Origin of the sequence: Microvirga terrae, assembly GCF_013307435.2 — a bacterium.
Lineage (GTDB): Bacteria > Pseudomonadota > Alphaproteobacteria > Rhizobiales > Beijerinckiaceae > Microvirga > Microvirga terrae.
Genome location: NZ_CP102845.1, coordinates 3936992 through 3950831, shown reverse-complemented (window position 1 = coordinate 3950831; position 13840 = coordinate 3936992). Strand labels below are relative to the sequence as shown.

Here is a 13840-nt window from a genome sequence, read left to right as displayed (position 1 = left end):
CGAGCCCCGCCCTCGATGTCTCGGAGGCGGGGTTTCCCTTTCCAGCGCCGACCTCCTGATCCCGTTGTTCCTTTCCAGCCCGAGGGGGACAATGGGGAACACTCCAGGAGGCCCCCTGTGACATCGTCCGAGCGCAAGAAGAGTGACCGCGAGCGCAAGAGGCAGGAACGCAAGGCGCTCAAGGACGCCGGCGCCCCCACCCCGGGCGTGCTCGACCGCGCCCTCGTCAATGCCCTCGCTGAGGTCGTCAGCATCACCCTGGGGCACCGGGACCTCCGGCCCGAGGACGTCCTCAAGGCCGTCGTGAGCATCCAGGACATCCTGAAGGTGGCCAGGAGGGAGTTCTCGGAGCGCGGGCTCGACAAGGGGGGCTGCGATGCCGCGATGGTGGCCCGCCTGGTGCCCCTCTACGGTGCTCAGGGCCGTTCCCAGCCCCAGCCCGCCCAGGAGGCCATGGATGAGCCCGAGGACGATCCAGAGGCCTATCCAGATCCCGATCCGGGCCCGGACGCCGTCCAGCGCATGCTCGACGATCTGTCCTGGGCCCTTGAGACCGAGGATGTCTGAGTCCCGGTCTCCCGCCCATCGAGGCGGGATAGTCCGTTTCATCCCGAGTCCCCACAAATGCCGTCGTAAGGCCGGGTGACCATGGGCCATGGTCTCTCCCAGAGGGCATACGGCGCAAGGCGCCGCGTCTCGGGCAATGCGGTGAAGAAGGCCATCGAGAGCAGGCGCATCGCCGCGCCGCGGCGGTCCTGCTTGACGGGATCATCGATCCGGTCAAGGCCGACGCCCTCTGGCACAGCAACACCAACCCGGCCGTGCAGCGCGAGGGGCCCGCCGTGGCGGAGGGCGTGAAGGTCTCGAAGGCGAAGCACGCAAAGAGGGCGAAGGCCTCCCCGAAGGCAGCGCCCATGCCGGCCATGGACGAGGAACCCGGCGACGGCTACATGCCCTCGAACCTGAGTGATGGCGAGATCTTCCCGCTGCCGGAGGGCGAGCTCTCGTACGAGGGAATGTTCTGACGAACGAGGCGACATGCCGTTCTTGGGAAAGCGTTACTTTCCCCTCGGGACACGTCCGAATTTCGCGCCGGAGCCGTGGACGTGTCGTCCATGGAAAAACGTGACAATCAATAGGAGTAACGGGGGGACGCCCCTCGACCAGGGCAAGGTTGCCGTGGACGTGTCTTCAGAAAGCCAAGATAAATCTTCAGTCCAGAGGTCTCCTCGCATTGATCTCGCGCAACATGCCCGGGGTTGCTTGGCGATGGTCACAGCCGGACCGTCCGCAGCCGGATCGCGTTGCCGATCACGCTTACCGACGACAGCGCCATCGCCGCGGCCGCGATGATCGGCGAAAGCAGGATGCCGAAGAACGGGTATAGCACGCCCGCCGCCACCGGCACGCCGAGGGCGTTGTAGATGAAGGCGAAGAACAGGTTCTGGCGGATATTGCGCATGGTCGCCTGCGACAGCCGCCGGGCGCGCACGATGCCGGTGAGATCGCCCTTCAGAAGGGTAACGCCCGCACTCTCCATCGCCACGTCGGTGCCGGTGCCCATCGCGATGCCGACATCCGCCGCTGCCAGCGCCGGCGCGTCGTTGACGCCGTCGCCCGCCATCGCCACCACGCGGCCCTCGCGCTTGAACTTCTCGACCACGGCGCTCTTCTGCTCCGGCAACACCTCCGCCTCCACTTCGTCAATCCGCAGCTGGCGCCCCACCGCCTCGGCGGTCGTGCGGTTGTCGCCGGTCAGCATCACGACCCGGATCCCTTCCTCCTTCAGGGCGGCCAAGGCCTCAGGGGTCGTCGCCTTCACCGGGTCGGCGATGGCCAGGATGCCGGCGGGCCGGCCGTCGACGCCGGCGAAGATCGCTGTCGCCCCGTCACGGCGAAGGTCGTCGGCCGCCTTGGCGAGCGGGGCCACGTCGACGCCATGCTCGGCCAGGAACCTGGCGTTGCCGAGCACGACGGTCCGGCCCTCGACGGTGCCGAGCGCGCCCTTGCCGGTGGGCGAGTCGAACCCGCTCACGGGTGCGGTTGCCACGCCCTTGCCTTCCGCGGCCGCGACGATGGCGATGGCGAGCGGATGCTCGCTCGGACGTTCGACGCTGGCGGCGAGGCGCAGGACCCCGGTCTCGGTGAACCCTTCCGCCGGCACGATGGCCGTCACCGCCGGCTTGCCCTCGGTGAGCGTGCCGGTCTTGTCGACGACCAGCGTGTCGACCTTTTCCATGTGCTCCAGCGCCTCGGCGTTCTTGATCAGCACGCCGGCTCCGGCGCCGCGGCCGACGCCGACCATGATCGACATCGGCGTGGCGAGGCCGAGGGCGCAGGGGCAGGCGATGATCAGCACCGACACCGCCGCGACCAGGCCGAAGGCGAGCCGGGGCTCCGGCCCCCAGATCCCCCACGCCGCGAAGGCCAGCAGCGCCACAGCGATGACCGCCGGCACGAAGTAGCCGGAGACCTGGTCGGCCAGTCGCTGGATCGGGGCGCGGCTGCGCTGGGCCTGGGCCACGAGCTGGACGATCTGCGACAGCATCGTGTCCCGGCCGACTTTCTCGGCCTCGATGACGAGGCCGCCGGACTGGTTCATGGTGCCGCCGATGGCCTTAGCGCCAACCTCCTTGGTAACCGGCATCGACTCGCCCGTGACCATCGACTCATCGACGGAACTGCGCCCCTCGACGACGATGCCGTCGACTGGCACCTTCTCGCCGGGACGCACCCGCAGGCGGTTGCCGACCTGCACGGTGTCGAGCTGAACCTCCTCCTCGCTGCCGTCGTCCCGGATGAGCCGTGCGGTCTTGGGCGCCAGGTCGAGCAGGGCCCGGATGGCGCCGCTGGTGCTCTCGCGGGCGCGCAGTTCGAGCACCTGCCCGAGGAGCACCAGCACCGTGATCACCGCCGCAGCCTCGAAGTACACCGCGACCGAGCCGTCGTGGCCGCGAAACGCCGCCGGGAAGATGCCGGGCGCGAGCGTCGCGACCACGCTGTAGAGCCAGGCGACCCCGGTGCCCATGGCGATCAGCGTGAACATGTTGAGGCTGCGGTTCCTGATCGAGGCCCAGCCGCGCTCGAAGAAGGGCCAGCCGGCCCAGAGCACGACGGGCGTCGCGAGGGCGAGCTGGATCCAGTTGGAGGTCGCGCGCGGGATCAGATGGTCGAGCCCGGTGAGATGCGCCCCCATCTCCAGCGCGAACACGGGTAGGGTCAGGGCGAGGCCGATCCAGAACCGGCGCTTCATGTCGATGAGCTCGGCGTTCGGCGTCGCCTCGGCGCTCACGAGTACCGGCTCCAGGGCCATGCCGCAGATCGGGCAGGAGCCCGGGCCGACCTGGCGGATCTCGGGATGCATCGGGCAGGTATAGATCGTGCCCTCGGGCACGGGCTCGGCCTTCCGGGACGCCGTCGGCTGGACGTACTTCGCAGGCTCCGCCATGAACTTCGATTGGCAACCGGATGAGCAGAAATAGTACGGCTTGCCCTCGTACTGGGCCCGGTGGGTGGTGGTGTGCGGATCGACCATCATCCCGCAGACCGGATCCTTCACCTTCCCGGCATCGGCTTCGGGTTCAGGATGATGCCCGTGACCATGCCCGTGATGGGCATGATGATGCTCATGTCCCTCGTGTAAATGTCCTTCGACGGTACGATCCCCGGTCATGGCTCACCTCGCGTTCCTATGCAGGAATGAATGCTCGGCCTTTCCATGATGGCAAGGTCAAGGGTCGGAGCTCGGCTTACGCGCACCCGCGCACGGGGCGTCGACCCGTGGCGCTGTGAGGTCGGCAACTCCGCACCCTCGTCACGGCCACCCGAGGCCGTTCACCACAGGCGGTCAGTTGTGCCCGCTCCCATGATGTCCATGGGATCCTCCGTAACCCCGAAGCTCGCCGTAGCGACGGATCTGCTCGGGCGAGAGAACCTCCAGGGTGGAAAGGTGATAGCGCAGGTGGGCCCCACGGAGTGCGCCCTGGCTCACCCCGATGTCGGCCGTGGCGGCCTGCAGGCTCGCCGGAGTGACCGACTTGGTGGCGAACTGCCGGTCGAGGTCGGTCTCCTGCGCGATCAGGCGCTCGCCGAGCGGTATCGTCTCCGCCTTCATGGCCGCATGGAGCTCCTCGACGTGGGCGCGTTGCTCCGCACTCGGTCCGAGCCGTTCGCCGAGCTCCAGGACATGCACCGGGCCGGGATAGCCGTTGAGTTCCGCCGGCAGCGCCAAGCCCATGCCGCGCCCTGCGCGAAGGTCGGCGATCTGCTGTTCGGACAACGCCTTGACCGTCCGCGTCTCCAGTCCGGAATAGGGCCAGGCGGGAGCATGCTGGGCCTGGGCGGCACCGGCGGCAACGAGCGCTGCGGTAAGAGCGAGCAAGAGACGTGTCATCGGTGATCTCCTTTGGAAGCTCAGGTCAGAGCAGGCGCGCGCCCTCGTAACGGGCGAAGGTCCCGCGGCCTGCCGGTCCGAACAGGACTACTTCGTAGGTCTCCGGCGCCATGCCTTCCATTTCCATGCCGGGAGAACCCATCGGCATGCCGGCGACGGCGAGACCCTTGCCTGCCGGCTTCTCGGCGAGAAGTCGCTTGATCGCGTCGGCCGGCACGTGACCCTCGATGACGTAGCCGCCGATCTCGGCGGTGTGGCAGGAGGCAAGATCATCCGGCACGCCCAGGCGCACCTTCACGCGGTTGATCTCGGACGTCTCGATCACGTCAGCGGAGAAGCCCGCCCGGCGCAGGTGGTCGACCCAGCCCGTGCAGCAGCCGCAGCTCGGATCCTTGCTGACGACAATCTTTGGAAGAGGCTGGGCCTGCAGGGCGCTGGAATTCGCGAGCAGGGCGCCTGCCGCGAGGCCGGTGACGAGGCTGCGCCGGGTCATGTGCATCGTGTTCATGGGAGTGCCTTTCCTTCCAGCTCCTTCCATCGAACGCTGAAGGCAGCGCCGGATGGCAAGGGCAGATGTCGCGTGGCCGTGCCGCTGGTCGGCACGGCCACACGGATCGTTGCCCGTCCGCTACTTGCCGTTCTTCTTCAGCCAGTCCTGCATCTCGGCGATCTCCTTCTCCTGATCGTCAACGATCTTCTGGGCCATTCGCTTCGTCTCGGGATCTTTGGCGTGCTTCAGGGCGACCTTCGCCATCTCGACGGCGCCCTGGTGGTGCGGGATCATGTGGGTGCGGAAGTCCACGTCTGCATTCCCGGTGTAGGGCACGTGCATGTTGCGCATCATCTGCATGTCCGCCGCCTTGAAGTCCTTCGTCGAGGCCGGATCGTTCGCCGACGGCATCATGTCCTGCATCATCTTCTGCATCGCCGCCGGGTCCATGTTGCCCATGGGCATGGCGCCGGGCATCGGCATGCTGCCATGGCCCTGGTGTGAGGTCTGCGCGTACGCCACGCCGGCCATGGCGGTGATCGCGAGGGCGGCGATGGTCTTGGTGATGGTCTTCATCGTCTTTCTCCTTGGCGTGAGGGAAGGTCAGTTGTTGACGAAGCGGGCCTGGACGGCGTGGCCGTCTGCCATGGTGGCCGAGACGACCACGCGCGCGCCCGATCCGAGCGGCTGGGCGAGTGCGCCGACGAGCTTGTTGGGCTCGGCCGGCTGGAGCGGGACGGTCGCCGTCTTGCCGCCGTCCTGCACGATGGCGCGGGCGTTCTTCGTGCCCGCGGACGCCAGCGGCTTATCGTCTGCCTCGGTGAGGAAGAGGACGAGCTCGGAGCCCTTGGCGACCATCTCGACGTGATGGCCGGTGCTGTCGACGACGGGGCCGCCGTTCGGGCCCTTGGCCATCTCGTGGGCGGCTGCCGTGAAGGGAGTGGCTGCGATGGCAAGGGCGAGGACGAGATGCTTCATGATGGTTCTCCTTGTGTCGTGGATCAGAAGGCTTCCGCCGGGGTGAGGCCGCCGGCGCGGCCCTCGCGGCTGGCCTGGATACGCTCCAGTGGCTTCTTGCCGAAGGTCAGGAACAGGACCGGGGTGAGGAAGGTGTCAATCAGCGTCGCCGAAATCAGCCCGCCGAAGATCGTGACCGCCACCGGGTGCAGGATCTCGCGCCCGGGCTCGTCCGCCCCGATCAGGAGCGGGATGAGCGCGAGGCCAGCGGAGAGCGCCGTCATCAGCACCGGGGTGAGCCGCTCCAGGCTGCCGCGGATGACGAGGTCCTTGCCGAACTGCTCGCCCTCATAGAGCGCGAGGTTGATGTAGTGCGAGACCTTCAGGATGCCGTTGCGTGCCGAGATGCCGGCCAGCGTGATGAAGCCGATCATCGACGCGACCGACAGAGGCTGCCCGGCGATGTTGAGCGCGATCACGCTGCCGATGAGCGCCAGCGGGATGTTGCCCATGATGATCAGCGCCAGGGCCGGCGACTGGTAGCGGCTGTAGAGCACGACGAAAATCATCGCGAGCGACAGGAGCGACAGCGCCCCGATCCGAAGCGTGGCCTCCTCCTGCGCCTGGAAGGTGCCCTCCAGGCGGGTGACGTAGCCCTGCGGCCACTGCGTCTCCCCGGTGATGCGGCGGATGTCGGCGATGATCGCCACCATGTCGCGCTTGCCGTCGGTGTTGCCCAGGACCGCGATCCGGCGCTGGCCGTTCTCGCGCAGGACCTGGTTCGGCCCGTCCGTCTCCTGGACCGCCGCGATCATGCGCAGCGGCACGTGGCCGGTCGGCGTGGCGATGAGCAGGTCGCCGAGGCCGGTGGTGGAGCGGTCCTGGTCGGACAGGCGCATCACCACGTCGAAGCGGCGGTTGCCCTCGACGATCTGCGAGACCGTGCGCCCGTTCGACATCGTCTCCAAACCTTGCGTCACCGTCGCCGGCGTCAGGCCGTAGAGGGCGGCCTTCTCGTAGTCGACGTCGATCCGCAGCTGCGGGATGCGAACCTGCTTCTCGACCTGGAGGTCGACGAGTCCCTCGACGCCAGAGAGCCGCTCGCGCAGGCCTTCCGCCAGGGTGCGCAGGGTGTCGACGTCCTCGCCGTAGATCTTCAGCGCGATCTCGGCCCGCACGCCCGAGAGCATGTGGTCGAGACGGTGCGAGATCGGCTGGCCCACGTTGAGCGTCGCCGGCAGGACGGCCAGACGGGCGCGGATGTCGCCCATCACCTCCTCCTTCGAGCGCTCCGACCGCTTCAGGTCGACGTCGATCTCGGAGGAGTGCACGCCCTCGGCATGCTCGTCGAGCTCGGCGCGCCCCGTGCGGCGTCCGACCGAGATCACCTCGGGCACGTCCTTGATCAGGCCTTCCGCCACGAGCCCGAGCCTGTGGCTCTCGGCCAGGGCGATGCCCGGGTTGTAGCCGAGGCTGATCGTGAGCGTGCCCTCGTTGAACGGCGGCAGGAAGGCCCGCGGCAGCTGCGTCGCCCCGTAAGCTGCCAGGCCGACACCCAGCAGCACGGTCGTGAAGAGGGCCCCGCGGTGCCCGAAGGCCCAGCGCAGCAGGGCGGCGTTGCCGCGCTTGAGGTGCCGCACCACGAAGCTGTCGTGCTCGTGGCCCTTCACCCGCCCGGAGAGCAGGTAATAGGCCAGCACCGGCGTCACGGTGATCGAGGTGACGAGCGAGGCCAGGATCGACACGATGTAGGCTACGCCGAGCGGGGCGAAGAGACGCCCCTCGATGCCCGACAGCGCGAAGAGCGGGATGAACACCAGGATGATGATCATCGTGGCGTAGACGATGCCGGAGCGGACCTCCTGGGAGGCGGCCGCGATCACCTCCAGCACCGGCCGCGGCTCGGGCAGTTCCCGGTTCTCCTTCAGCCGGCGCAGGATGTTCTCGACGTCGACCACGGCATCGTCGACGAGCTCGCCGATGGCGATGGCCAGGCCGCCCAGCGTCATCGTGTTGATGGTGAGCCCGAAGGCGTTGAAGACGAGCACGGTCACGAGGATCGAGATCGGGATCGCGGTGAGCGAGATCACGATCGCCCGCACGTTCATCAGGAACAGGATCAGGATCACCGCCACGACGGCTGCCGCCTCCAGCAGCACGCGCTTCACGTTGTCGACCGAGGTCTCAATGAAGGTGGCTTGCCGGAACTGCAGGTTCGTGGCCGACACGCCCTGCGGCAGCGTCTTCTGGATCTCGGCTAGCGCGGCTTCGATCTTGCCGGTGAGGTCGACCGTGTCGGCGCCGGGCTGCTTCTGGATCGACACGATCACGGCGGGTTTGCCCTGGAAGCCGGCATCGCCGCGCTTCACCCGCGGGGCGAAGTCGACCTGGGCCACCTGGTGCAGGAACACCGGCTGACCCTGCTTGTGGACCACCACCGTGTTGCGCAGGTCCTCCAGCCGTTTTGTGACGCCCACGTTGCGGATCAGGTACTCGCGCCCGTGCTGGTCGACGAAGCCGCCGCCGGTGTTGGTGCCGAAGCGGGTGACCCCGGCCTCGATCTGCTCGTGGGTGACGTCGAGCGCCTGCAGGGCCGCGATGTTCGGCACGATGCGGTACTGCCGGACCTCGCCGCCGATGGGGATGACCTGGGCGACGCCCGCGATGGTGAGGAGCTGCGGCCGGATGATGAAGTCGGCGATCTCGCGCACCTCCATCGGCGAGACCGTGTCGCTGGTCACCGCGACCAGCATGATCTCGCCCATGATCGAGGTCACCGGTCCCATCTGCGGGGTGACGCCGGTCGGGAGCTGCTCGCCCACGAGCGCCAGGCGCTCGGCGACGAGCTGGCGCGAGCGGTAGATGTCGGTGCTCCAGTCGAACTCGACGTAGACGATGGACAGGCCGACACCGGAGACGGACCGGACGCGCCTGACGCCCGGCATGCCGTTCATCGCGGTCTCCAGCGGGTAGGTGACGAGCTGCTCCACCTCCTGCGGCGCGAGGCCCTCGGCCTCGGTCATCAGGGTGACGGTCGGCCGGTTGAGGTCGGGGAACACGTCCACGGGCACGCGCGGCAGGATCCACGAGCCGTAGGCGACGAGGACGAGCGCCGCCGCGATGACGAACAGCCGGTTCTTGAGGCTGTTGCTGACGAGGAAATTGAACATCGCCGCCTCACCGGATCTGGTTGATGAGCTCGGAGCCGCGGATCACGATCCGCTCGCCCTCGGCGACGCCGGCCCGGATCAAGAGCCGGGTGGCATCAAAGGGCTCAGTCCGCACCGGCCGCGCCTCGAACCGCTCGGGATCCGTGTGGCGCCACACCACCGCCTCGCCGTTGGCGCCGCGCACGACCGCGTCCCGGGGCATGATGATGTCCCTGACGGAGGCCCCGTTCTGCGCGAACACGGAGACCGGCGAGCCGACGGACAGGTTGGCCGGCGGGTTCTCGACGGCGAACTGCACCACGTTGGCCTGCTGCTGCATCGCCTTGCTGAAGCCCTGGAAGGCAAGCTTCAGGGGCGTGCCGTCGACGGCGGTGGCGCTGGCGCCGGTGACCTTGGCGGGATCGATCTCGCCGTAGACGAGCGCCTCCACCCAGAGACCCTTAGGGTCGACGATCTGGAAGATCACGTCCTGGGACGCGACGACCTGGCCGGGGACGACGCGGGCCGCAGCAATGGTGCCGTCGATGGGGGCCAGCAGGACCTCGGGCTCGATGCGGGTCTGGCGCACGATCTCGCGGCGGCGGCGCAGGCCCTCCAGCTCGGTCTCGGCGTCGGTGACTTGGCTCGGCGGGGCGACGCCACGATCCGAGAGCTGGCGCACGCGCTTGAGCTTGGTCTCGGCGACCGCGATCTCCTGCTCGATCTCGCCAACGCGCTCGGACAGCGTGGTGCGGTCCGCCTGGGGCACAGCTTGCTCAACCAGGGCCAGCACATCGCCCTTCCTGACCGCCTGCCCGAGGCGGGGGAGCCCCTTCTCCGGAGCCATGATGCGCCCGCCGTTGATGCTCTGCACGAGGCCGGAGCGGTTCGGGTCGGCGATGACCCGTCCGATCAGGCTCACGGCCTTCTGCGCCTCTTCCGGCTTTGAGACGGTCGTCCGCACATTGAGCAGGCGCTGGCTCGGCTTGGGTACGAACACCGTGCCATCCGGCAGCCGGCGGGGGGTGTCACCGGCCGGAAGGGCAGCCTTGGCGGCCTCCGCCCCATGGTCGTGTCCTTCATGGGCGAAGGCGTAGGCCGTCGAGACGACCAGCACAACCAGCGCTAGGCCCGCCACCGGCACTAGCTTCCTCCGGCTCCGGGCCACAAGACCAAGCAGGAAACCGAGCGCGAGCGCGACGCCGGCGATCACGTAGGGCGTGGCGACCTCGATGCTGCCGAGCCGAACGGTTGGCGTGTTTTGCAAGACCTGAAGCGGCGAGGCCCGCCCCGGGGCGGGAGCCGCGGCAACAGGCTTGCCCGGCAGCTGGAGGGTGCCGATCAGCAGGTCGTCGCCACTTGGCGCGGTGACGGCGAAGATGAGCTCCAGCGGGCCTTCGCCCGCAAACTTGGCCGACGTCACCGTGTAGGTGCCATCAGTTGCGGCCTCGGCCCAGACCTCTTCGTCGCCACCGACGGTCACGGCGATCTTGGCGTCGGTCACGGGCTCGTTCGAAGCGAAGCGGTCGAGATAGATCCCGAGGCGGTCGCCGCGGAGGACGCCGACGAGCTCGTAGGCATCCGACTGGGCGCTGACCCGCGGATTGTTGGTGGTGACCGCGGCCGGCGGCGGGGCGCCGTGGTCATGCCCCTCATGGGCGAGAGCGGTCGCCGCGATGGTGGTCAGAAGGCCCAGGCCGGTCAGCATGGCCTGGAGGCGGCGCAGGGCGCCGTTGGAACGGGTAAACATGGGGAAGGTCCCGGATCACAAGCACATCGTCGGGAGCGACGCGGCTTTAAGCCGGTCGCTCGGTTACGCGATGCTGGGGGTTCGTGGCGGGCGCTTGAGACCGTCGAGGCTAAGGCCCGAGCCGTTCTGGGACGTGGGCAGGAGCGCGACCGCAATGCCCATCGGCGCGGAGATCGCATCCAGGCCCAACGGGGCCATGGCGACCGGGCAGGCGCTGGTGCAGCAGGGGCCCTTGGGGCCTGCTTTGGCCTGCTGGTCGTCGGGAGCGCTCTCGTCCACCGCATCGGCCTGGTCATGGTGATGGGCCACCCCGTCGCCGTGATCGTGCGCCACTTGGTGGACATGCCCCGCGGCCCCATGCAGGTGTGCCTGGGCGGCGGAGGCCGTCGGCTGGCAGTCGGATGCGCCCAGCCCATGCCGGTGCATGCCCGCCAGCGCGCCGCTGTGGAGCACGAACGACGTCATCGCCACGAGCATGAGGCTCGTGATCAGGCGCCGGAAGTGGGTCCACACGGTGTTCAACGAATCGCTCCTGACATCAGGGAAATGATCTGACGGGCGGCCGGTTTCGAGATGGTTACTCAAGGGTCTTTGTGGCCTTTGTGAGCCGCAGGGCTTGTTATGGCGGATTCGTTCGCCAAGGCAAACCATGCCCCTCACTTCACCACCACCACAGTCCCGACCATGGTCGCCAGGATGCTTGGAAGAGCCTGCATGACGACATCCTTATCCGAGGGGCTGCATGACGGGCTCGGCGGGAAAGCCGGCCTCGCGCAGGGTTCGCAGGAGTGCGGACTCGTACTGCCGTGAGACGACCTGAACGGTGCGGGCCATCAGGTCGGCCTCGACGCGGGCGACCCCGTCAACGGCGTGCAGGGCGCTGGTCAGGGCGGCGACACAGCGGTCGCACATCATCTGCGGGATGTGGAAGAGGTTGTGGGCCTGGAGGAGGTGCATGGTCCGGGTCCTTGGTCGGGTTAGGCAAGCGGGAGCCGGCGGAGGCCTGGATCCCGCCCGGACTCATCCGAGCGCCGGAACAGACGGGGTGTAGCCGGCGGCGGCGATCAGGGCCTCGACCTTGGCAAGGTCACGGGTGCCCCGGATCGAGACAAGCTTGGTGGCCGGATCCGCCTGCACCTGGGCGCCGGGCAATCCAGCCTCGACGGCCTTGGTGATCGTGCTGGCGCAGTGCCCGCAGGTCATGTCCTCGACCTTGAGGGTGACGGCAGTGGGATCGCGCTCGGCGGTGGTGTCCGACTGAGCCTGATGGGTGCTGCATCCGCACATGGGAAAACTCCGGTTGGCATTGACGAAGGACAGACGGTGCACCTTCCCATCATGGCAAGGTCAAGCGCGTTTTTATGTCAGCTTGATCGATTGATGGCCACGGCTCGGCGGAGGACGCGCAATGAGCTCCGCCTGCATCAGGCCATCGCTCACGGTGCCAGCCAACGCGGGCTGGCGCAGGGGCATTCCGTGTCCGAGGCAAAGGGCGCGTGGGAGCTCCTCGTGCGCACGGAAATGGCACGGCCGAGCCGCGTCGCCGCCCGTGATGGAGAGGCCCCGGAACATCCGAAACCGCCCCGAGTTGGCTGGCGAACATTCGCAGTCTCTGGAGGCCTCCGATGAGCGCGACGGGTCTCGATGTTTTCGACAAGACACTGCAAACCACCCACACCTGGCTTGCAGAATTGATGCAAGACGAGGCGGTCGGCTCCGACCGGCAGCTCGCCTGGCATGTGCTCGGGGTGGTTCTGCGCGCGGTGCGCGACCGCATCCCGTTGGAGCTGGCCGTTCATCTCGGCTCGGAGCTGCCGCTCTTGGTCCGCGGGCTCTACTATGATCAATGGCACGCGCCCGGCCGCATGGACGAAAAGCCCCGCTCGCTCGACGAGTTCCTGGAGCCCATCGGCGAGCGGCTGGACCAGATCCGGCCCATGGACACCCGCGCGGTGACGGGAGCCGTGTTCACCGTCCTGGCACGCCACGTGGATGCCGGCCAGGCCGAGAAGGTCAGGCACGCCCTTCCGGGCGAGGTGCAGACCCTCTGGCCCGCGGCGGCTACCTGGGTGGAGGTGGAGCGCGACCGCGCAGAAGGCGAGGTGGCGGCTGGCAGTGGAACCGCCTGACAGTGGGCGGCCCGTCAGGCAATCCTGCCGGCCAGTTCCGTCTCGCGCGTCAGGGTCGTGACCCGGTCGCGTCCGGCCGCCTTGGCGAGATAAAGCGCCTGATCCGCCCGCTGCACAATCGCCTCAGCGCTGTCCGAGGTGGACGCCGCGGTAAGCCCGGCGCTGACCGTGTAAAAGATGGTCGACCGGCCGCTGCCGAGCGGCAGGGGCGGGATGTCCGCGCGGAGCCTGTGAAGCAGTCCTTCCGCCCCGCCGATGTCCATGCCGGGCAGGAGCAGCATGAACTCCTCACCACCAACCGGCCGAACGAGCCGGCGTCTCCAAGGCGATGCCTCGCCAAGTCGGCGAAGTGCTTCAGCACCGCGTCCCCCGCGGGGTGGCCGAAACGGTCGTTGATGCCCTTGAACCGGTCGATGTCGACCAGCGCCAGGCACAACGGCTCCGTCGCCAGGCCGGCCAGGGCACGGTCCAGGAGGCCGAACATCCGCCGGCGGTTGGCCAGCCCGGTGAGCGGGTCGGTTTCGGCCTCCTGGCGCAGGGTCTTCTCGTTGTGCTTGAGCGCGGTGATGTCGGTGCCCACGATGAGAACCCAGCCGTTGGGTAGAACGGTCTGGTTCATGAAGAACCAGCGCCCATCCATGAGGTCCGTCTCGAACGCCTGATGGGGCCCGACCTTGCGCCGGCGCGTGTAGAGGTCGGTGATGAAGGCCTCGACGTCGCCGGACTCGATCACGGTCCCGGTCCGGTTCTTGAAGCCGTAGCGCAGCAGGTCTGACAGGGTGAACGCGCCCTCCTGGCCGCCGAGAAAGATCTCGCGGTAGACGACATTGACGTATTGCAGCCGATCCTGCTCATCGAACAGCCCGACCGCCTGCTGGCTGTTCGCCCAGCCCTGCAGCAGTGCAGCCATGTCCTCCCGGCAGCGCCTTGTAAGGCGTGTTCCATGGCAAATGAAGTACGAGCGGCCAATTC

13 protein-coding genes and 1 pseudogene are annotated in these 13840 nt (G+C 68.1%); 3 read left to right on the top strand and 11 right to left on the bottom strand.

Annotation, left to right across the window (positions count from 1 at the left end; translation table 11 throughout):
- Positions 1 to 117: 117 nt before the first annotated feature.
- Both HPT29_RS18535 and HPT29_RS18530 read left to right on the top strand, forming a co-directional pair.
- Positions 118 to 567 carry a hypothetical protein gene (locus HPT29_RS18535; protein WP_173947961.1) on the top strand — a complete coding sequence of 150 codons (450 nt, stop codon included), beginning with the start codon at positions 118 to 120 and terminating at the stop codon, positions 565 to 567.
- Positions 568 to 842: 275 nt separating this feature from the next.
- Positions 843 to 1025, top strand: a complete 183-nt coding sequence (locus HPT29_RS18530) for a hypothetical protein (protein ID WP_173947960.1) — start codon at positions 843 to 845, stop codon at positions 1023 to 1025.
- Positions 1026 to 1273: 248 nt separating this feature from the next.
- Here HPT29_RS18530 and HPT29_RS18525 read toward each other — a convergent pair whose 3' ends face one another.
- The 10 genes from HPT29_RS18525 to HPT29_RS18480 all read right to left on the bottom strand — a co-directional run bounded on the left by HPT29_RS18525 (position 1274) and on the right by HPT29_RS18480 (position 12068).
- A complete protein-coding gene (locus tag HPT29_RS18525; RefSeq protein WP_173947959.1) occupies positions 1274 to 3673 on the bottom strand; it encodes a heavy metal translocating P-type ATPase in 2400 nt (799 codons plus the stop codon).
- 174 nt (positions 3674 to 3847) lie between these two features.
- Positions 3848 to 4393 (bottom strand): hypothetical protein, encoded by a 546-nt coding sequence (locus HPT29_RS18520; RefSeq protein WP_173947958.1) that lies wholly within the window; start codon positions 4391 to 4393, stop codon positions 3848 to 3850.
- Between the two features lie 25 nt (positions 4394 to 4418).
- Positions 4419 to 4901, bottom strand: coding sequence for a DUF411 domain-containing protein (locus tag HPT29_RS18515; RefSeq protein ID WP_259060156.1), 483 nt, complete (start codon positions 4899 to 4901; stop codon positions 4419 to 4421).
- 120 nt (positions 4902 to 5021) lie between these two features.
- Positions 5022 to 5459, bottom strand: a complete 438-nt coding sequence (gene copM / locus HPT29_RS18510) for a CopM family metallochaperone (RefSeq protein WP_259060155.1) — start codon at positions 5457 to 5459, stop codon at positions 5022 to 5024.
- Positions 5460 to 5486: 27 nt separating this feature from the next.
- On the bottom strand, positions 5487 to 5861 hold the full coding sequence (locus HPT29_RS18505; protein WP_173947957.1) for a hypothetical protein: 375 nt from the start codon (positions 5859 to 5861) through the stop codon (positions 5487 to 5489).
- A 23-nt stretch (positions 5862 to 5884) separates the two neighbouring features.
- Positions 5885 to 9010, bottom strand: a complete 3126-nt coding sequence (locus HPT29_RS18500) for an efflux RND transporter permease subunit (RefSeq protein ID WP_173947956.1) — start codon at positions 9008 to 9010, stop codon at positions 5885 to 5887.
- A gap of 7 nt (positions 9011 to 9017) precedes the next feature.
- Positions 9018 to 10739 carry an efflux RND transporter periplasmic adaptor subunit gene (locus tag HPT29_RS18495; protein ID WP_173947955.1) on the bottom strand — a complete coding sequence of 574 codons (1722 nt, stop codon included), beginning with the start codon at positions 10737 to 10739 and terminating at the stop codon, positions 9018 to 9020.
- Between the two features lie 63 nt (positions 10740 to 10802).
- Positions 10803 to 11261: an urease accessory protein UreE gene (locus HPT29_RS18490; protein WP_173947954.1), complete on the bottom strand. Its 459-nt coding sequence runs from the start codon at positions 11259 to 11261 to the stop codon at positions 10803 to 10805.
- A gap of 204 nt (positions 11262 to 11465) precedes the next feature.
- Positions 11466 to 11696 carry a heavy-metal-associated domain-containing protein gene (locus HPT29_RS18485; RefSeq protein ID WP_173947953.1) on the bottom strand — a complete coding sequence of 77 codons (231 nt, stop codon included), beginning with the start codon at positions 11694 to 11696 and terminating at the stop codon, positions 11466 to 11468.
- Between the two features lie 63 nt (positions 11697 to 11759).
- Positions 11760 to 12068: a heavy-metal-associated domain-containing protein gene (locus HPT29_RS18480; protein WP_259060154.1), complete on the bottom strand. Its 309-nt coding sequence runs from the start codon at positions 12066 to 12068 to the stop codon at positions 11760 to 11762.
- A gap of 296 nt (positions 12069 to 12364) precedes the next feature.
- Between HPT29_RS18480 and HPT29_RS18475 the strand changes: the two genes are divergently transcribed.
- Positions 12365 to 12868, top strand: a complete 504-nt coding sequence (locus tag HPT29_RS18475) for a DUF2267 domain-containing protein (RefSeq protein WP_173947952.1) — start codon at positions 12365 to 12367, stop codon at positions 12866 to 12868.
- Between the two features lie 52 nt (positions 12869 to 12920).
- On the opposite strand, the pseudogene HPT29_RS18470 reads toward HPT29_RS18475, so the two are convergent.
- A pseudogene (locus HPT29_RS18470) lies at positions 12921 to 13778 on the bottom strand (GGDEF domain-containing protein); the annotation flags it as partial.
- Positions 13779 to 13840 lie beyond the last annotated feature (62 nt).